Source organism: Streptomyces mayteni (assembly GCF_054783955.1).
The window spans coordinates 14,104-32,096 of sequence record NZ_BAAGPR010000046.1 but is presented as its reverse complement, the minus strand read 5'-3'; the positions used below and the strand labels follow the sequence as shown (position 1 = coordinate 32,096).

18 protein-coding genes and 1 tRNA gene are annotated in these 17,993 nt (G+C 72.5%); 5 read left to right on the top strand and 14 right to left on the bottom strand.

Going from position 1 to position 17,993, the window contains the following annotated elements:
- Positions 1-140 precede the first annotated feature (140 nt).
- The 3 genes from ACYVPE_RS20670 (at position 141) to ACYVPE_RS20660 (ending at position 2,902) form a co-directional block, all read left to right on the top strand.
- Positions 141-986 (top strand): hypothetical protein, encoded by an 846-nt coding sequence (locus ACYVPE_RS20670; RefSeq protein WP_461035138.1) that lies wholly within the window; start codon positions 141-143, stop codon positions 984-986.
- A 12-nt stretch (positions 987-998) separates the two neighbouring features.
- Positions 999-1,529 (top strand): carboxymuconolactone decarboxylase family protein, encoded by a 531-nt coding sequence (locus ACYVPE_RS20665; RefSeq protein ID WP_461035137.1) that lies wholly within the window; start codon positions 999-1,001, stop codon positions 1,527-1,529.
- A gap of 80 nt (positions 1,530-1,609) precedes the next feature.
- A complete protein-coding gene (locus ACYVPE_RS20660; RefSeq protein WP_461035136.1) occupies positions 1,610-2,902 on the top strand; it encodes an MFS transporter in 1,293 nt (430 codons plus the stop codon).
- A 70-nt stretch (positions 2,903-2,972) separates the two neighbouring features.
- Here ACYVPE_RS20660 and ACYVPE_RS20655 read toward each other — a convergent pair whose 3' ends face one another.
- The 4 genes from ACYVPE_RS20655 to ACYVPE_RS20640 form a co-directional block, all read right to left on the bottom strand.
- Complete coding sequence (locus ACYVPE_RS20655) at positions 2,973-4,106, bottom strand: PP2C family protein-serine/threonine phosphatase (RefSeq protein ID WP_461035135.1); 1,134 nt, start codon at positions 4,104-4,106, stop codon at positions 2,973-2,975.
- Positions 4,107-4,680: 574 nt separating this feature from the next.
- Positions 4,681-4,753: transfer RNA gene (locus ACYVPE_RS20650), tRNA-Ala, on the bottom strand.
- Between the two features lie 128 nt (positions 4,754-4,881).
- Positions 4,882-5,115 (bottom strand): hypothetical protein, encoded by a 234-nt coding sequence (locus ACYVPE_RS20645; protein WP_132819596.1) that lies wholly within the window; start codon positions 5,113-5,115, stop codon positions 4,882-4,884.
- Positions 5,116-5,261: 146 nt separating this feature from the next.
- Positions 5,262-6,671 carry an MFS transporter gene (locus ACYVPE_RS20640; RefSeq protein ID WP_461035134.1) on the bottom strand — a complete coding sequence of 470 codons (1,410 nt, stop codon included), beginning with the start codon at positions 6,669-6,671 and terminating at the stop codon, positions 5,262-5,264.
- A gap of 103 nt (positions 6,672-6,774) precedes the next feature.
- Between ACYVPE_RS20640 and ACYVPE_RS20635 the strand changes: the two genes are divergently transcribed.
- Complete coding sequence (locus tag ACYVPE_RS20635; RefSeq protein ID WP_461035133.1) at positions 6,775-7,614, top strand: helix-turn-helix transcriptional regulator; 840 nt, start codon at positions 6,775-6,777, stop codon at positions 7,612-7,614.
- 8 nt (positions 7,615-7,622) lie between these two features.
- Here ACYVPE_RS20635 and ACYVPE_RS20630 read toward each other — a convergent pair whose 3' ends face one another.
- From ACYVPE_RS20630 to ACYVPE_RS20610, 5 genes are all read right to left on the bottom strand, one after another.
- Positions 7,623-8,240 (bottom strand): histidine phosphatase family protein, encoded by a 618-nt coding sequence (locus tag ACYVPE_RS20630; RefSeq protein WP_461035132.1) that lies wholly within the window; start codon positions 8,238-8,240, stop codon positions 7,623-7,625.
- Positions 8,241-8,275: 35 nt separating this feature from the next.
- Positions 8,276-8,722, bottom strand: a complete 447-nt coding sequence (gene rsfS, locus ACYVPE_RS20625; protein WP_461035131.1) for a ribosome silencing factor — start codon at positions 8,720-8,722, stop codon at positions 8,276-8,278.
- A gap of 212 nt (positions 8,723-8,934) precedes the next feature.
- Positions 8,935-10,593, bottom strand: coding sequence for an LCP family protein (locus ACYVPE_RS20620; protein ID WP_461035130.1), 1,659 nt, complete (start codon positions 10,591-10,593; stop codon positions 8,935-8,937).
- Between the two features lie 20 nt (positions 10,594-10,613).
- Complete coding sequence (gene nadD, locus ACYVPE_RS20615) at positions 10,614-11,285, bottom strand: nicotinate-nucleotide adenylyltransferase (RefSeq protein ID WP_461035129.1); 672 nt, start codon at positions 11,283-11,285, stop codon at positions 10,614-10,616.
- Between the two features lie 9 nt (positions 11,286-11,294).
- Positions 11,295-11,456, bottom strand: coding sequence for a hypothetical protein (locus ACYVPE_RS20610; protein WP_165955962.1), 162 nt, complete (start codon positions 11,454-11,456; stop codon positions 11,295-11,297).
- 145 nt (positions 11,457-11,601) lie between these two features.
- Between ACYVPE_RS20610 and ACYVPE_RS20605 the strand changes: the two genes are divergently transcribed.
- The gene (locus tag ACYVPE_RS20605) at positions 11,602-12,768 is read left to right on the top strand and encodes a M48 family metallopeptidase (RefSeq protein WP_461035128.1); all 1,167 of its coding nucleotides are present in this window, start codon (positions 11,602-11,604) and stop codon (positions 12,766-12,768) included.
- Here the strand turns inward: ACYVPE_RS20605 and ACYVPE_RS20600 are convergent.
- The 5 genes from ACYVPE_RS20600 to proB all read right to left on the bottom strand — a co-directional run bounded on the left by ACYVPE_RS20600 (position 12,728) and on the right by proB (position 17,876).
- Entirely contained in the window at positions 12,728-13,837 is a 1,110-nt protein-coding gene (locus tag ACYVPE_RS20600) for an SCO2583 family membrane protein (RefSeq protein WP_461035127.1), read from the bottom strand. The genes ACYVPE_RS20605 and ACYVPE_RS20600 overlap by 41 nt on opposite strands.
- A 141-nt stretch (positions 13,838-13,978) precedes the next feature.
- Positions 13,979-14,761 carry an SCO2584 family spore wall biosynthesis protein gene (locus tag ACYVPE_RS20595; RefSeq protein ID WP_461035126.1) on the bottom strand — a complete coding sequence of 261 codons (783 nt, stop codon included), beginning with the start codon at positions 14,759-14,761 and terminating at the stop codon, positions 13,979-13,981.
- A 49-nt stretch (positions 14,762-14,810) separates the two neighbouring features.
- Positions 14,811-16,094, bottom strand: a complete 1,284-nt coding sequence (locus ACYVPE_RS20590; protein WP_461035125.1) for a glutamate-5-semialdehyde dehydrogenase — start codon at positions 16,092-16,094, stop codon at positions 14,811-14,813.
- A 72-nt stretch (positions 16,095-16,166) separates the two neighbouring features.
- A complete protein-coding gene (locus tag ACYVPE_RS20585) occupies positions 16,167-16,583 on the bottom strand; it encodes a hypothetical protein (RefSeq protein ID WP_461035124.1) in 417 nt (138 codons plus the stop codon).
- Positions 16,584-16,754: 171 nt separating this feature from the next.
- A complete protein-coding gene (gene proB, locus ACYVPE_RS20580; RefSeq protein ID WP_461035123.1) occupies positions 16,755-17,876 on the bottom strand; it encodes a glutamate 5-kinase in 1,122 nt (373 codons plus the stop codon).
- Between the last annotated feature and the right edge of the window lie 117 nt (positions 17,877-17,993).

Sequence of the window (17,993 nt, the reverse complement as noted above, 5' to 3'; positions counted from 1 at the left end):
CCGGCCTCGCTTCACCGGGGCGTCGAGGCATCCATCCTCGGATACACGCTGGCGGAATACCCCCGGGGGGTATATCGTTTGGCTCGGTGTCCGGGACATCGGGCACCGTCAGAGGACTCACCACGCGGGGTGGAGAAACGATGAAGAGCAGTTCCGGCCACGACATGACCAGCCACGGCGGCCACGGAGCCCACGCCGGCCATGGAGGAGCCCGGCCCGGTGGGCTGTCGGTCTCGGAGAACGGGTACACCCTCGAGTTCGACTCGACGATCCTGTCCAGCGGGTCGCAGCCGGTCACCTTCCGGGTGACCGGTCCCGACGGGCAGGCGGTGACCGTCTTCACACCCGAGCACGAGAAGGAACTGCACCTCATCGCCGTCCGGCGTGACACGACCGGGTTCCAGCACGTGCACCCGGTGATGGACGAGAAGGGCACCTGGAGCGTCGAACTGAACCTGGAACCGGGGGACTGGAGGATCTTCGCCGACATCCACCCGGCCGGCCACGACGGGGCCATGACGCTGGGGATCGACGTCGCGGTCGCCGGGCACTACGACCCGCGGCCGCTTCCCGAGGCCACCCGGGCCGCACAGGTCGGCGAGTACGCCGTCACCCTCGACGGCGAACTCCTGCCCGGTGGGGCGAGCGACCTGAAGCTCACCGTCAGCCGGAACGGCCGGCCCGTCACCGACCTGCAGCCCTACCTGGCCGCGTACGGGCACCTGGTGGCTCTGCGGGTCGGCGACCTGGGCTACCTCCACGTCCACCCCGACGGCGAGCCCGGTGACGGCACCACCGAGCCCGGGCCCGAGATCACCTTCATGGCCGCCGCGCCTTCGAGCGGCACCTACCGCCTGTACCTGGACTTCCAGCACGACGACATCGTCCGGACGGCCGAGTTCACGGTGTCGACCACCGGAACCGCCCGCGGCCCACGCCCGACTCGGCGCGGGTCCCACCACCCCCAGCACATCCTCCACGCCTGAGGAAGGACCGTCATGCCCCGTCTGACCCGACTCACGCCCGACACAGCCGTCGGCGCCTCCCGCGACCTCCTCGCCGACCTGGTCGCCCGCCATGGCCGGATCGGCGACATGGTCTCCACGATGGCGCACTCGCCGGCCGTCCTGGGCGGCTATCTGCAGCTCAGCCGGGCCATGAAGCGAGCCAGACTCAACCGCGGGATCAGCGAACGGATCTCCATCGCCGTCCAGGTCCTACAGGGGTGCGGGCTGTGTCTCGACTCGCATGTCAGCGCCGCCCGCGCGATGGGAGTGGACGAGGAAGAGATCGACCGAGCCCGCGCGGGCACCTCGGCCGATCCCGCGATCGCGGCGATCATCACCCTCGCCCTCCAGGTCTACCGCGAACCGACATCGATCACCGACGAGCAGGTCATCGCGTTGGGCGAGCACGGGTACAGCGACCGCGAGATCGCCGACGTCGTCGGCATCGTCGCACTCAACATCCTCACCGGCGCCTTCAACCTGGCCGCCGGTCTCACACCGGAGGACACCGCCGGTGTGTAGAGACACCCCCGCCTCACCCGTGGGACACGGCCGCCACCAGGGGGCCGAGCCCCGCCACCCGGACATGGAGGAAACACGTCATGCGTCTGTTCGCCATCCGCGAGTACCGCCACCTGTTCAGCGCCCAGGTCATCGCCCTGTTCGGCACCGGACTGACCACGGTGGCCCTCGGACTGCTCGCCTACGACCTCGCGGGCCCCCGCGCCGGAACGGTCCTCGCCACCGCCCTGACCATCAAGATGGTCATGTACGTGGTCATAGCCCCGTTGGCCGCCGCGTACGTCGACCGGCTCCCCCGAAGAACCCTGCTGGTCCTCCTCGACGTGGTGCGCGCCGCGGTGGTCCTGGCCCTCCCGCTCGTCACCGAGATCTGGCACATCTACGTCCTGATCGGCCTGCTCCAGTCCGCGTCCGCGGCGTTCACCCCGACGTTCCAGGCCGTCATCCCCGACATCGTCACCGACGAGTCCGACTACACGCGTGCCCTGTCCGCCTCCCAGGTCGCCTACACCATGGAGAGCCTGCTCAGCCCCGTGCTGGCAGCGATCGCCCTGGCGTTCATGAGCTTCGACTGGCTGTTCCTCGGCACCTCCGCGGGGTTCGCCCTCTCCACCCTGCTCATCGTGTCGACGCGCATCCCCGACGCCCGTCCCAGTGCCCACACCAACGCGTGGGACAAGGCGGCGGCAGGGATCAGGACGTTCCTCACGACACCGCGGCTGCGCGGCGTCATGGCGCTGAACCTCGTGGTCGCGGCGGCTGGTTCGATCGTCGTCGTCAACACCGTCAACTACGTACGTGACGAGCTCGGCGGCTCGCGGTCGGACGTGGCATGGATGCTCGCCGCCTCCGGCGCCGGAACGCTCCTGGCCGCCCTCGCGCTTCCCCGGTTGCTCGACCGGATCGCCGAACGCACCGTCATGATGACCGGCGGCGGGGTCCTCCTCAGTGGCACGGTCGCCGCCATCGCCCTCATCGCGTCCGGCCGCACCACATGGACCGGTACCGCGCTCGTCTGGGTCGTGATCGGCGTCGGCATGGCGCTGATCGTCACGCCGACAGGCAAGGTCATTCGGGGCTCCGTCGGAGCGAACCGGATCCCCGAAGCCTTCGCGGCCCAGTTCTCCCTGTCGCATCTCGCCTGGCTGATCACCTACCCCGTCGCGGGATGGCTCGGCACGAACGCCGGCTTCACCCTCGCCTGGTCCGTCCTCGCGGTCCTCGCGGCGGTCGGCGCCGCCGGCGCCCTCCTGCTGTGGCCGCGCCACGACGGACACCGGGCCGCGACCAGGCCGGCGACGCCCGCCCAGGCCGTACTCCACAAGAACCTGTCCACCGGCTCCGACACCACGCAGCGCACGCTGGCGGCCTGACCCCGAGCACCACCGCCCCACCCCCCGGCACCCACGCCGGACCGGACCGGGGCGGTGCCTGGGACCTTGGTCAACGCGCGGGCTGCGGCGCTGTCGCTGGATGTTGGAGGGCCAGGACGGCGGTGTCGTCCTGGAGGTTGCCTCCGGTGTGCGCCAGCACGTCGCTGATGACGGCGTCCACGAGTGCGCCGGGATCGCCGAAGTCGCGGTCACGTAGACCGGTCGACGGGTCGTAGAACCTGCCGTGCCCGTCACGGGCCTCGGTGACCCCGTCGGTGTAGAACAACAGGAAGGCACCCGGCGGGAAGTCGGCGGTGTGCAGATGCCTCTCCGGCCCCCGCGTTCCCGAACCCAGCCCCAGCGGCAGGGCGTTCTCCGGGACTGGCAGGTACCGAGGCGCACTCCCGGGCGGCAGCAGCAGGGGCGGCGGGTGACCGTGGCAGACCGTCGTCATCCGGTGCGGGGGTCCCAGGCCGATCTCCGTGAGGACAGCGGTGATGAACCCCTCGTAGGGGTCCAGCAGACGGGAGCTCTCGTTCTCACGTAGCAGGGCCCGCTCCACCCGGGCGCTCAGCGAGAGCAGGTCGGGTTCGTGCTGGGCCCACTCACGGAAGGCGCCCAGCACCACGGCCACCGCGGCGGCCGCGCCCACCCCTTTACCGGAGACGTCGCCGACGATGAGCCGTGCGCCGAACGGGGTTTCGGCGGCCGCGTACAGGTCGCCCCCGATCAGCGCCTCCTGCTGGGCGGCGCGATAGCGGGCGGCGGCGCGCAGCGGCCCGATCCGGGTGGGCGGGGCCGGGACAACGGCCCACTGCACGGTCTCCGCGATACCGAACGCGGACGCCACCCGCTGCCGACCACGTACCACCACGACGTTGACGACCACCGCGAGGGCCGCGCCCACCACGGCGGTACTGACCAGCGTGACCCGCTCGCCGACCGTCAGCTGCGGAGGCGGGTTGATGACGGTGAGCAGCAGAGTGCTGATGGTCAGCGAGGCCAGGGCGGTCGCCAGCGTGACCCGGGGCGTGTCGATCGCCGCGGCGATCAGGGGCGCGGCAATGAAAATGCCGAGGAACGTCAGGTGAGGAGAAGTGGCCAGATTGAGGACCACCCCGGCAAGCAGCAGGGCGACCGGCAGCAGCCGAACGAGTCCCCCGACGGGGGCGGGCCCTTCGGGGGAACTATGCAGTGAAGCCAAGGACAACTGCCGCGCTCCCCTCTGGCCTACCTCCGTGCGGCGGCACATCGGGAGCCTCAGCGGATCGTTGGCGTACGAGCGCACTCGACGGCGTGAGGAAGTTCAACGAGCGCGCGGGCCCGGTGACGCGGCGCGAGGATGTCATGAGGTCCGTCATAGCCGCCCGTCGCCCACTCCCCACCGCCGAACAGGCCGCCCGGCACCCGCTCGGCCGAGAAGTCATACCGCCCCCCAACCGACCAAGTCGGCGCCGGGCAGCAGCCGGATCGCGTCAACGATCGCCGTCCACGAGGAGCACCCCGACCCAGCGCGACGCTGCTGGCGTGACAGACGCGCCGTGGCCCGGGGTGTCGGCCGGTGTTGTGCGCTGGTGTGAGGCGGAAGCGGGTGGTGCCGCACCGGCCGCAGGCCGGGCCGGCGCGGAGAGGTGGAAGGCGGTTCGACGGGGGAACGGGCACGAGAAGTCGACGCCTAAGCGCGGCGTATCGGGCACTGGGCTCCGGGGCCGAGGGCACTGGTCACTCAGCTAGTCACGCAGAGGCCCCCTCCCTGACGAGAGGGGGCCTCTGACCTGTGGAGCTAAGGAGAATTGAACTCCTGACCTCTTGCATGCCATGCAAGCGCTCTACCAACTGAGCTATAGCCCCTTGCCTGGTCCGCCTCGGTTTCTTCCCTTTCGGGCTTCCCCTCGGCGGCGATGCCTACTTTACACACCCTCCCCGGGGGATTGCCAAATCGGTTTCGGCGGGGGCCCGGGGAGGGGTGGGAGGTGGGGTCAGACGCTGGCGAAGGAGTAGAAACGCTTGAGCGCGCAGTGCTCGTCGAGGAGGCGGCCGTAGATCGGTTCGCCCTCCAGCTCGCGGTAGACCTCGATCGGGTCGCCCTTGATGATCAGAGCACGGGCGCACTCGACGCACCAGTACTGGTAGGAGGCGTTGATCGGCTGGAGGTCCCGAACGATCGGGGTGCCGGCTCCACACCAGTCGCATTTTCTGCTGTGTGCACCCATGAGTGATCAGCTCCACCCTCGGTCGCGGGCCGTGCCCACATGGACATCCCCACCCCGGCTTGGATCCGATTCTGCCACGGCCCCTGCGGACGGTTAAGCCGGTGATCCCACCTGACGGTCACGGAGACGGGATCGATACACGACGATCAACGCCTCTTTACCCGCCCGTCAGGTCGGACAACCCCACCAGCGGCCGCGGCGGTGGCCGCCACGGCGGCGAGGGCGACCGTGGGTGGCCACACGTCGAGGCGGTCGAGGTAGAGGGTGCCGACGGCGGCGACGCCGGTGAGCATGCCGAGTTGGGTGGTCATCATCGTGATGCCGCTGGCGTCGGCCGCGTCCTCGGGGCGGACGCGGGCGAGGGCGGCGGTCAGGGTGGGGCTGTAGGCGAGGGCCAGGCCGGCGCCGCCGAGGGCGAGGACCGCCAGGGTCGGGGCGCCGAGGTCGGCGCCGTCGCGGAGCAGGAGTCCGGTGGCCAGCGCGGTGGCGCAGGAGAGCAGCAGCCCGAGGGCGGGCAGCGCGGGCTGCCGGTGGGCAGGGACGCGGCGCCAGAGGAGCGAGACGGCGCCGAAGGCCAGGGCGGTCGGCAGGAAGACCAGGCCGGCGCGGAGCGGCCCGTAGCCGAGGCCGCCGATCGCCTCGGGTGCCTGGACGTGCAGCGAGAGGACGAAGAGGTTGCCGCCGTTGATCGTCATGGACAGGAAGATCCGGAGGGTCGCGAGCGGCATGCCGGGGCTGGTCAGCACCCGCGGCGCGATCAGCGGCTCCCCGCCGCGGGCGGCGAGGCGGGACTCGTGGCGGAGGAGGACGGCGAGCAGCACGGCCGCGGCGGCGAACGACAGCCAGCACCAGGTGGGCCAGTCGTTCTCCTGTCCGAGCACCAGCGGCACGGTGGTCAGGGTGACGGCGGCGGTCAGGGTGAGCAGTCCCGCCGGGTCGAGTCCCCTGGCGCGCTCGGCCGAGTTCGGGCGCTCCAGGGGGAGGCCGCGGGCGGCGAGGGCGAGCAGGGCGACGCCGATGGGCACGTTGACCAGGAACACCGACCGCCAGCTCAAGCCGAACAGGTCGGCGCTCACCAGCACCCCGCCGACGAGTTGGCCGGCGGCGGCGCCGGTGGCCAGCACGGCGGCGAAGCCGGTCAGCGCCCTGACCCTGGACTGGCCGGTGAAGGTGCGCTGGATCAGGCTGAGCACCTGCGGCAGCATCAGGGCCGCGCCGGTGCCCTGGACGAAGCGCGCGGCGACGAGGGTGCCGACGCCGCCGGCCAGGCCGCAGGCGAGCGAGGCGGCGGTGAAGAGCGCCAGGCCGGCGAGGAGGAGCCGCCCCGGGCCGTACCGGCCGCCGAGCCTGGCGCCGGTGATCAGCAACACCGCGTAGGCGATGGTGTATCCGGCGATGATGAGCTGCAACTCGCCGCCGGTGGCGTGGAGTTCGCCCTGGATGGTCGGGGCGGCGACGTTGACGATGAAGACGTCGAGCAGCGCCATGAACTGGGCGGTGAGGACGATGGTGAGAAGCAGTCCCGGGCGGGTCCTGGTTGCGGCGAGCGTGGTCATGGCAGGACGATGACGCCGGCCGGGTACGGGTAACGAGAGCCCGCTGATACGGGTACTGGCAGACTCCTGGCAACGGGTCCCGCGCGGTGGCAGCCTGGGGGGGATGACGATCATGGCGACGACGCGGCGCAGGCCGGAGCTGGCCAGGTTCCTGCGCAGCCGGCGGGCCAGGATCACGCCCGCCGAGGTCGGCATGGCGCCCGGCTCGCGGCGCAGGACGCCAGGCCTGCGGCGCGAAGAGGTCGCGCAGCTGGCCGGGGTGGGCGTCACCTGGTACACCTGGCTCGAGCAGGGGCGGCCGATCAACGCGAGCGCGCAGGTGCTGAACGCCGTCTCCCGGACGCTGCGGCTGGACGCCGCCGAGCGGGAGCACCTGTTCCGTCTCGCCGAGGTGGCGTGGCTGCCCGATCCGGTGCCGGACAGCGCCGCCTTGGGCCCCGACGTGCAGTTGGTGCTCGACACCCTCGGCCCGCTGCCCGCGGTGGTCTACAACAGCCGCTACGACGTGCTGGGCACCAACGCCGCCTATCGCGCGATCTTCTTCTCCGACCGGGTGGCGGGCGGCAACGCCCTGTGGCAGCTGTTCACCGAACTGCTCGATGACTGCCCGCTGGTGTTCCGCGAGACCGAGCTGAAGGCCATGGTGGCCACGCTGCGCGGCGCCTACGGCAACCACGTCGGCGAGCCGGCCTGGGAGCGGTTCCTGAGCGAACTGTCCCGGGCCAGCGCGGAGTTCGCCGCGATGTGGGCCAGCGGCGACGTGGTGCCGCCCGGGCCGGCCGTCAAGACGTTCCGGCACCGTGCGGTCGGCGAGCTGCGGATGCGCTCGCAGTCGCTCTCGGTGCACGGGATGCCGGAGGCCAGGATGGTGGTCTACGTGCCGGGGGACGAGGCGAGCCGGGCCGCCGTGGAGCGGCTACGGCGCGGTGGCGGCGACGTCTGACCGGGGGGTCAGACGTCGTCGCCGAGGACGGGCTCGGGGAGGGAGCCGGCGTTGTGCTCCAGCAGGCGCCAGCCGCGGACGCTCTCGCCGAGCACCGACCAGCAGCAGTTCGAGAGGCCGCCGAGCGCCTCCCAGCTGGGCGGGGTGAGCCCGATCAGGCGGCCGATGGTGGTGCGGATGGTGCCGCCGTGGCTGACCACGACGAGGACGCCGCCGGGCGGCAACTTGTCGGCGGCGCGCTCGACCACGGGCGCGGCCCGGTCGGCCACCTCGGTCTCCAGCTCGCCGCCGCCGCGCCGCACCGGCTCGCCGCGCTTCCACGCCGCGTACTGCTCGCCGAAGCGGGCGCGGATCTCCTCGTGGGTGAGGCCCTGCCAGGCGCCCGCGTAGCTCTCCCTGAGGCCCTCGTCGTGGCTGACCGGGAGCCCGGTGACGGCGGCCAGCTCGGTGGCCGTGTCGACCGTGCGCTGGAGGTCTGAGGAGACGATGGAGTGCGGGTTGAGCGAGGCGAGCAGCCCGGCGGCGTGCCGTGCCTGGGCGCGGCCGACGTCGGTCAGGGCGATGTCCATCGTGCCCTGGAAGCGGTGCTCCAGGTTCCAGGCGGTCTGACCGTGGCGCCAGAGCACGATCCGCCGGTTGTGGTTGGTGCCGGGGGCGGCGCTCAGCGGAGCTCACCGCCCTGGGCTCCGCTCCCGGCGGCCTCGTTCTCCCTGGCGTGCTCCGCGGCCCGGCCCCTGGTGGCCGTGGCGTCCTCCGGCAGCTCGATCACCGGGCAGTCCTTCCAGAGCCGCTCCAGGGCGTAGAAGACCCGCTCCTCCGCGTGCTGCACGTGCACCACGATGTCCACGTAGTCCAGCAGGATCCAGCGGCCCTCGCGCTCGCCCTCGCGGCGCACCGGCTTGACGCCGAGTTCCTTCTGCAGCGCCTCCTCGATCCCGTCGACGATGGATCTGACCTGCCGGTCGCTTGGCGCGGAGGCCAGCAGGAAGGCGTCGGTGATGGCGAGGACGTCGCTGACGTCGTAGGCGATGATGTCGTGCGCGAGCTTGTCGGCCGCCGCCTGGGCGGCGGCCGTGACCAGCTCAGTGGCGCGATCGGTGGCGGTCACTGGTGCTGCGGTCTCCTTGGATCGGGGGTAGGTATGTCACCCGTCCAGGGTCTCGTGACTCCGCACCCTCACTCAAAGAAAGGGAGCTTCCCACCCGAAGGTAGCGGTCCAGCCCGAACCGACTCCAATGGAGCACGGAGAACATACCAGAGATTCGATAGTACGCTGACGGCCCTCCCCAACGACCGGCGAGGGTGGTTGGTCGTGCCAGGTCACCCCTCATAATCCTCGCCCAGGACGATCGTCACATCGGCATTTCCGGCGCCCTCACCCTGGGTGACGACGTCCTCGGGCAGGCCGAGGGTCCTGGCCGCCTCGAGGGCCGTCTGCTGGTCCTCGGCGTCGACGTAGGTGACCTGGGAGGTCGGCTCGGTCTCGCCGGCCGAGCGGCTGTCGATCACCGTGAAGCCGCCGTTGACCAGGGCGATCCTGGCGGCCTCCGCGGTGCCCTGGACGCCGCTCGCGTCCCGGACGCCGATCCGCGGCGTGGCGTTCGGGTCGGCGTTGTTCACGGTGCCGCCGAGCACGTCGGCGACCACGCCGTCGGCGGTCTCGTCACTGATCGTGCCGTCGGTCTCCACCGGCAGCTGGGTGGTCTGGTAGGCGTCTGCCTGGGCGTAGCCGGCCAGCCGGCCGAGCAGGTTGCCGAGCTGGTCCTCGCGGAGCGAGGGGTCGACGATCTGGTTCAGGCCCTCGACCACCCGGGTGGCGCCCGCCTCGTCGGCCGGCAGCTCCTCCAGCACGGCCTGGAGCACCTGGCCGAAGCGGGCGAGCTGGGCGCTGCCCGGCTCGTCCTCGCCGCGCAGGGTGGCGTAGGCGACGGCGGCCCGGCCGGCCAGCGTCACGTCCTCGCCGCGCGGCACCAGGGGGTCCTCGCCCTCCTCGCCAGGCACCTCGGCGTCGGTGGTCAGGGTGATGCCGCCGACCAGCTCGACCAGGGTCTCCAGGTACGGGGTGTCGAGGCGCCAGGTGCCCTGGATGTCGGCGCCGAGCAGGCCGCCGACGGCCTCGCGGACGGAAGCCGCGCCCTCGCCCGCGACCGCCTGGCCGAGGGTGGTGGTGCCGCCGTCCGCGGTGACGGTGAGCTCGTTGGGCAGCAGCAGCGTGGTGCCGGCCTCGGTGGTCTCGTTGCCGACGAGCAGCACGGTGGAGGTCTGGTCCGAGTCGAGCGGCCGCAGGTGGACCACGACGACGTCCCTGACCTGGGCGCCGGTCGCGGTCTCGGTGGCCGTCTCGGCGTCGGAGAGGAAGGGCAGCCGGTCGGTGGCGTAGAGGAAGCCGACGCCGCCGAGCAGGGCCAGCACCAGCACGATCACCAGCAGCCGACGCCGGCCGCGGCCGCGGCGCTTGGCCTCCTCGCGGCGCTCGGTGCGGCTCTCGGAGAACTTCAGCCAGTCGATGACGTCTTCGGAGTCGGTGTTCTCGTCCTCGACGAAGGCGAACTGCTCGGTCTGGTAGCCGGTGCGCTCCGCGGCGCCCCTGCCGGGGTGGTATCCGGCGTCGGCGTCGGCGTCGGTGCCCTGGTGCGGGATCTGCCCCTGGCCCGGGTCCTGGCCCGGGTCCTGGTCGTAGCCGGTGCCCGCGCCGCCGTAGCCGTAGCCATAGCCGTCGTAGGCGTTCGCGTTCGGGTTCGCGTGGGGGTCGGCGACGGGCGGCTGTTGCCCCGTGGGGTAGCCGTAGCCGCCCGCGTAGCCCTGCGCGGCACCCTGGTCCTGGGGCGCCTGGGGCGTGGCGCCGTAGCCGTAGTCGTACTCCCCCTGCGCGGGCGGCTGTTGCGGCTCCGTGCCGTAGATGGGACGACCGTACTCGTCGTAGCCGTAGATCTGTCCGGGCTGGCCGAACTGCCCGTACGGGTCCTGTCGGTCGCTCACCAGTGCCGCCCTTCAGCCGTTCAGCGCGCCGCTTGCGTCGGTCCCTCGGCGTCGTCCTGGGGGTGCCTCCCAGCGTCAGCCGGAGAAGGGTCCCGGTAGAGGGCGCGCTTGTTGATGTAGCGCACCACCCCGTCCGGCACCAGATACCAGACCGGATCGCCCCTGGCGACCCGTTCGCGGCAGTCGGTGGACGAGATGGCGAGCGCGGGGACCTCGACCAGCGAGACCCCGCCGCTCGGCAGTCCTGGGTCGGCGAGCGGATGCCCGGGCCTGGTGACCCCGATGAAGTGGGCGAGCGCGAACAGCTCCTCGGCGTCCCGCCAACCCAGGATCTGCGCCAGCGCGTCGGCGCCGGTGATGAAGAACAGGTCCGCGTCGGCGTGCTCGGCACGCAGCTCGCGCAGCGTGTCGATGGTGTAGGTCTTGCCGCCGCGGTCGATGTCGATGCGGCTGACGGAGAACTGCGGGTTGGACGCCGTGGCGATGACCGTCATCAGATAGCGGTCCTCGGCCGGGGAGACGGTCCTGTGGTCCTTCTGCCAGGGCTTGCCGGTCGGCACGAAGACGACCTCGTCGAGGTGGAACAGCGCGGCCACCTCGCTCGCGGCCACGAGGTGCCCGTGATGGACGGGGTCGAACGTGCCGCCCATCACGCCGATGCGCCGCTTGGCACGGGCTATCCGCTCTCGCATGGACCGACCTTAGCGGTCGCGGTTGAGGCGGGTCGTGATCCAGAGCAGGAGCAGCAGGCCCGCCAGGGCGCCGCCGCCGATGGCATAGGCGTTCAGGGAGTCGTGCTGACCACCCTCGTTGGCGAGGCTGACCAGGGCTTCGGCGGCGGGTGAGGCGGAGAGCGTCATCATGGCTGGCCTATCCGGGAACGTGGCTGACGGCTGAAACGTAGGGTCATCGTAAGCGGACGAGCCGGCCGCGGCCTCTTGCCCCCACCGCTCCGAGTGCGGTGCGCTGGACGCCGACACGGGCGGCGCACCATACGGAGGGGGCCCCATGACGGACAACGGCGACGGAACGGACAGCACGGACGGCATAGCGGACGACGGCACGGCGGACGACGGCACCGCGCGCGAGTCGGTGCCGCGCGGCGGCGGGCGGCGGAGTTTCCCCGGCATCTCGTCCCGGGCCTACGAGCACCCGGCCGACCGCTCGGCGCTGGTGGCGCTGCGCAAGCTCACCGGCTTCGACACCGTCTTCAGGACGCTGAGCGGGATGCTGCCGGAGCGCAGCCTGCGGCTGCTGTTCCTCTCCGACTCGGTTCGGGTGAACGAGCGGCAGTTCGCGCATCTGCACGAGATGCTGCTCGACGCCTGCCACATCCTCGACCTGGAGCGGGTCCCGCCGTTCTACGTCACCCAGGACCCGAACCCCAACGCGATGTGCATCGGCCTCGACCAGCCGATCATCGTCGTCACCACCGGCCTCGTGGAGCTGCTCGACGAGGACGAGATGCGGGCGGTCGTCGGCCACGAGGTCGGGCACGCGCTGTCCGGGCACGCGGTCTACCGCACCATCCTGCTGTTCCTCACCAACCTCGCGGTCCGGGTCGCGTGGATCCCGCTCGGCAGCATCGCGATCATGGCGATCGTCACCGCGCTCCGCGAGTGGTTCCGCAAGTCCGAGCTGTCGGCCGACCGGGCCGGGCTGCTGGTGGGTCAGGACGAGGAGGCGTCGCTGCGCGGGCTGATGAAGCTGGCCGGCGGCAACCACCTGCACGAGATGAACGTGGACGAGTTCCTGAAGCAGGCCGACGAGTACGAGGCGGGCGGCGACCTGCGGGACTCGGTGCTGAAGATCCTCAACGTGCTGCCGCGCAGCCACCCGTTCGCGGCGGTGCGGGCGGCCGAGCTGCGCCGCTGGGCCGGCGGCCGCGACCACCAGCGGATCATGGACGGCCACTACCCGCGCCGGGACGGCGACGGCGACACGCGGGTCACCGACGCCTTCCGCGAGTCGGCAGGGCACTACACGGAGCGCGTGCGGACCAGCAAGGACCCGCTGATGAAGCTGGTCAGCGACGTGGCCGGGGGCGCCGGCGAACTCGGCGGCCGGCTGCGGGACTTCGCCACCGGGCAGAGCAGGTCCCGGGGCGCGGGCGGCAAGGGCGGGGACGCCGGCCCTAGCGATTCAGCAGCGGAGCGTGGGCCCGAGGATCGCTGAACGGGGCGTACTCGCCGCAGAGCACCGCGCGGCCGCCGTCCAACGCGAACGGGTCGACGGCGGCGGCCGCGGGCGCGTCCACCCGCTCGCCTGGCAGCAGCGGCCGCAGCGCGTCCGACGGGTCGGTGGCGCAGTCCATCGGCCCGAGCAGCAGCTCGACCTCGCGCACCAGCACGTTGCGGTCGCGCAGCTCCTCCTTGCCGAACTGGAGCCGCAGCTGGCGCTGCGCCGTGAACACGGCGACCGGCGCCGCGCCGCCCTCGCCGCCCGCGCCGCTGCCGGCGGCGCGCAGCGCGAACGCCAGGACGTGGCGGGCGGTGACCTGGAGGGTGTCGTCGTTGGTCTCGACGAAGGTGAAGCCGCCGTCCACCCGGACCTGCGGGTCGGCCAGCTCGACGGCCTCGGTGTCGAAGCGGATCAGCCAGTCGGTCGGCACCGACTGCAGGCCGTGGCCCTGCGTCGCGTTGTCCAACTGCCGCTGCTGCTCGGCGCCGAGCAGCTCCCTGACCGGCATCACCGTCTCCCCGAGCAGCACTTCGGGGCTGAGCCCGCTGGCCACCACGTACTCCTTGGCCAGGGTGAGCGCGGTGAGCACCTGCTCGCGCGAGAAGTGGTCGGTGGCCCGCGGGTCGGGCAGGTGGACGCCGCCGGCGCCGACCCCGTAGTCGGCGGCCGGGGTGCCGGCGTAGGCGGCGTCGGCGTCGGCCCCGCCCGGCACCTCGCCGTCCGGCACCAGCACGGTGGTGTTCGCGGACGGCGGGTCGGAGTTGAGCCGGACCGGGGTGTCGTACGGGTTGTTGTTGCCGAGGTAGATGGCGGCCGCGAAGGCCAGCAGGATGATCAGCGCCAGGGCGATGCCCTGCCTGGGCACCACCCGGCCGCGGCCCGGCTCGGGATCGCGACGGCGGACGGCCGTCGTGTGGTCCTCGATGCGCTCCTGCGCCGAGAACTCCTGGAGACGGGCAGCTCTGACGAACGACTCGTCGAAGACGGTCGACTGGTATTCCTCGTCCCCGGCTCCCGGGGCGCCCCCGGGAAGTCCTTCTGGAGGGTCTGTGCGCCCGGCCACCCGTCCAGCGTAAATCGCCGAGGGGACGCTCAACAGCCCAAGGCGGCGGGGATTTTGCCGGCCCCACCCGAGTGTGCCGGCGCGCGCGGGCGCGAGCCGCCTGGTGTGCCGCTCGCCGGCCTGGCCCGAGGGCGGCCGGCGCTACCGGGATCCGTCCCCGTCGGAGAAGTCGGCCTCCACGGTGGTGCCCTCGTCGTCCGGTCCTTCCGGCTCGGTGGGCTCGGTGGGCGCGGGCGGCGTCGGCCCCGGCAGCCGGGAACCCCCGGAGCCGGCGCGCTGGATGGCTATCAGCGCGAAGGCGATCACGCTGATCCCCATCACCATGGCGAGCACGCAGGCGACCGGCCGCTGCCAGCGCACCGGGCGCCAGCCGGCGGCGGCCTCGGCGTGGGCGGGCCCCGGGCCCACCGCGCCGCCGGAGCCGGGTATCACCACGCCGCCGTAGCCGCCGCCATAGGGCGGGTAGGGGCCGCCGAACGCCAACTCGTCCTGTTCGGCCTGCTCGGCCTGGTCGTCGTACTCGCCGTCCGGCAGGTCGGCGAGGTAGCGCGTGTAGTCGGAGCTGTCGAACCGGCCCTCGTCGTCGCCTTCGTCCTCGCCGTCAGGACCCTCGCCGAGGAAGCCGGCCTGGCCGCCGCCGGATTCGAACCCGGCGAGGCCGTCGGATGAGCCAGGGTCCAGGTCGGGATCCCGGTAGAACCCGATCTCGCCGCCCGCCTCGGCCTCCAACTCGGCCTCGGACTCGGCGCGCTCCAGAGCCGCGTACAGGATCCGCTCGGCCGCGGTGGGCTCGTGAACCTCGGCCGCCTCGATGAACGCCTCGTCCAGCACCACGGAGGCGAACGCCTCGTCGGCGGCCCCCAGGTCCTCGCTGTTGGGCCCCTCGCCATTCGGCGACGGAAGGCCCCCCACGTCGTCCGGCACGACTCCAGCGTAGGCCGAATACGCGGCCAGGGGGAGGGCCATCCGGATTTCACTCGACGGTGTGACCCTCGCCGGTGATCACATAGCGGGTGGTGGTCAGCTCGGGCAGGCCCATCGGGCCCCGGGCGTGCAACTTCTGCGTCGAGATGCCGATCTCCGCGCCGAAGCCGAACCTGGCGCCGTCCGTGAAGCGGGTGGACGCGTTGACCATCACGGCCGCCGAGTCCATCAGCGAGACGAACCGCCGGGCCGCGGTGGCGTCCCGGGTGACGATGGCCTCGGTGTGCCCCGAGGTCCAGCGGCGGATGTGCGCGACGGCCGCGTCCAGGTCGGGCACGACGGCGGCCGCGATGTCGTAACTCAGGTACTCCGTCTCCCAGTCGACGTCGGTGGCCGGCTCCACCCGGACGCCGGCGCCGGCCCCCGCCTTCTGCCACGCCTCGTCGCCGTGCACGGTGACCCCGGCCGTGGTGAGCGCGGCCAGCGCGAGCGGCAGGAAACGGTCCGCGATCCCGGCGTGCACCAGCACCGTCTCCGCCGCGTTGCACACGCTGGGGCGCTGCGCCTTGGAGTTGACCAGCAGCTCGACGGCCATGTCCAGGTCGGCCAGCTCGTCGACGTAGACGTGGCAGTTGCCGGTGCCGGTCTCGATCACCGGCACCGTCGACTCGGTCACCACGGTCTGGATCAGCGAGGCGCCGCCGCGCGGGATCAGCACGTCCACCAGGCCGCGCGCCCGCATCAGCTCGCGCACCGACTCGCGGCTCTCGCCCGGCACCAACTGGACGGCGTCGGCCGGCAGTCCGACGCCGGCCACGGCGTCCCGCAACACCCGGACCAGGGCCTCGTTGGAGGAGTAGGCGGAGGACGAGCCGCGCAGCAGTGCCGCGTTGCCCGACTTGAGGCAGAGCGCGGCGGCGTCCACCGTGACGTTGGGGCGGCCCTCGTAGATGATGCCGACGACGCCGAGCGGGACGCGGACCTGCCGCAGCTCGAGGCCGTTCGGCAGGGTCGAGCCGCGCACCACCTCGCCCACCGGGTCGGGGAGCGCCACCACGTCGCGCACGTCGGAGGCGATGGCGGCGACCCGCTCGGGGGTGAGGGTGAGCCGGTCGATCACGGTGTCCGAGGTGCCGGCCTCGCGCGCCCTGGCCACGTCGGCCGCGTTGGCCTCGACCACCTCGGCGGCTCGCGCCTCGAGCGCGTCCGCGATGGCCAGCAGCGCCCGGTCCCTGGCCGTGCGCGGCACCGGGGCGAGGGCGGCCGCGGCCTCCTTGGCCCGGCGGGCGGCGGCGATGACGGGAGAGTCGCTTGCGGGTGCGCTGCTGGTCATGCTCTGCAGGGTAGTCGCCAGGGCACCGGCGCCGGAACGCGTTCCACGGAGCGGTCGCGGGCCGGCGGAGGGCTAGAAGGGGTGGACGCCGACCGGCACCGCGGGCGGCGGGCCGTAGCCCTCGGCGACCCGCTGGTGGTAGGTCTCCCGGCCGATGACCTCCAGGCCGACGATCTCCCACGGCGGCAGCTGCGCGGTGCGCCGGTGCTCGCCCCAGAGCCGCAGCGCGACGGCCGCGGCGTCGTGCAGGTCACGCGCCTCCTCCCAGTACCTGATCTCGGCGTGGTCGGGGGCGTAACGGCTGGTGAGCAGGAAGGGGTGGTCGTTCGCCAGCCGCTCGAGGCCGCGGCGGACGTCGTGCAGCGGCGCGGCCTCGCCGGCCACGCTGAGCGTGATGTGCCACAGCCGGGCGGCGGGCTGCTGGGCCTCTGCCCTCCGCTGCTCCCCCGCCGCCTGGGTGCCTCCCCGGACGCTGGCCAGTCGCCTCACCGGCGGCCTCCTGACGTGCTGCTCGTGGTGCCTCGCACATCGAGTGGACCAGCTCACGGGACACGGTGCGGGGCGTTTCCCTGAACCTTCGGTGGAAAGACTGGTCTTTCACAGATCCGGCACCGCTCCGGTGTGCGTCCCCTGTAGATGGGGAGGGGGCCCCGACGGGGCCTAGGGTCGCAGGAGGACGAGGTCGTCGCGGTGGACGACCTCCCGTTCGTAGGCGGGGCCGAGCTCGCGGGCCAGGTCGTGGGTGGAGCGGCCGATCAGTCGGGGGATCTCGCGGGCGTCGAAGTTGACGAGCCCGCGGGCCACCGCGCGCCCCGACTCGTCGAGGAGTTCGATCGGCTCGCCCGCGGTGAACTCCCCCGACACGCCCGTGATGCCGGCCGGCAGCAGCGAGCTGCCGCGCTCGGTGATGGCGCGCACGGCGCCCGCGTCCAGGGTGACCGAGCCGCGCGGGGTCGAGGCGTGGGCGAGCCACAGCAGCCGGCCTGCGGAGCGCCGCCCGGTGGGCCGGAAGTAGGTGCCGACGCCCGCGCCGGAGAGCGCGTCGGCGGCCTGGCTCGCGGAGGCCAGCACCACAGGGATGCCGGCGCCGGTGGCGATGGCGGCGGCCTCCACCTTGGTGACCATGCCGCCGGTGCCGACGCCGGCCCGGCCGGCCCGGCCGATCTCGACGCCGGCCAGGTCGTCGGGGCCGCCGACCTCCGCTATCCGGCTGGTGCCCGGCTTGGCCGGGTCGCCGTCGTAGAGGCCGTCGACGTCGGAGAGCAGCACCAGCAGGTCGGCCCTGACCAGGTGGGCGACGAGGGCGGCGAGCCGGTCGTTGTCGCCGAACCGGATCTCGTCGGTGGCGACCGTGTCGTTCTCGTTGACCACCGGGACCACGCCGAAGGTGAACAGCTGGTCGAGGGTGCGGTACGCGTTGCGGTAGTGGGCGCGGCGGCTGGTGTCGTCCGAGGTGAGCAGCACCTGGCCGACGCGCCGGCCGTAGCGGGCGAAGGAGGCGGTGTAGCGGGCGAGCAGCAGCCCCTGCCCGACACTGGCCGCGGCCTGCTGACGGGGCAGGTCGGAGGGGCGCCGCGACAGGCCGAGCGGGGCGAGACCGGCGGCGATGGCACCGGAGGAAACCAGTACGATCTGCCTTCCGTCCTGTTTCACCAGCACATCGACCAGTGCGTCCACCCGGTCGGCGTCCAGTCCTCCGGCCGCGGTGGTCAGCGAGGATGAACCGATCTTGACGACGATCCTGCGGGCGTCGGAGACGTCCTGCCGTGGTGCCGCTGCCACCGTGGTACCCCTGCGTTCGTTCGTTCCCGGTCGAATCGATCCTTGGGGCGTAATCTACGCGACCGGCGGCTACGCGACCCGCGAGCGCCCGAAGATCGCCCCGGCGCTCATACAACC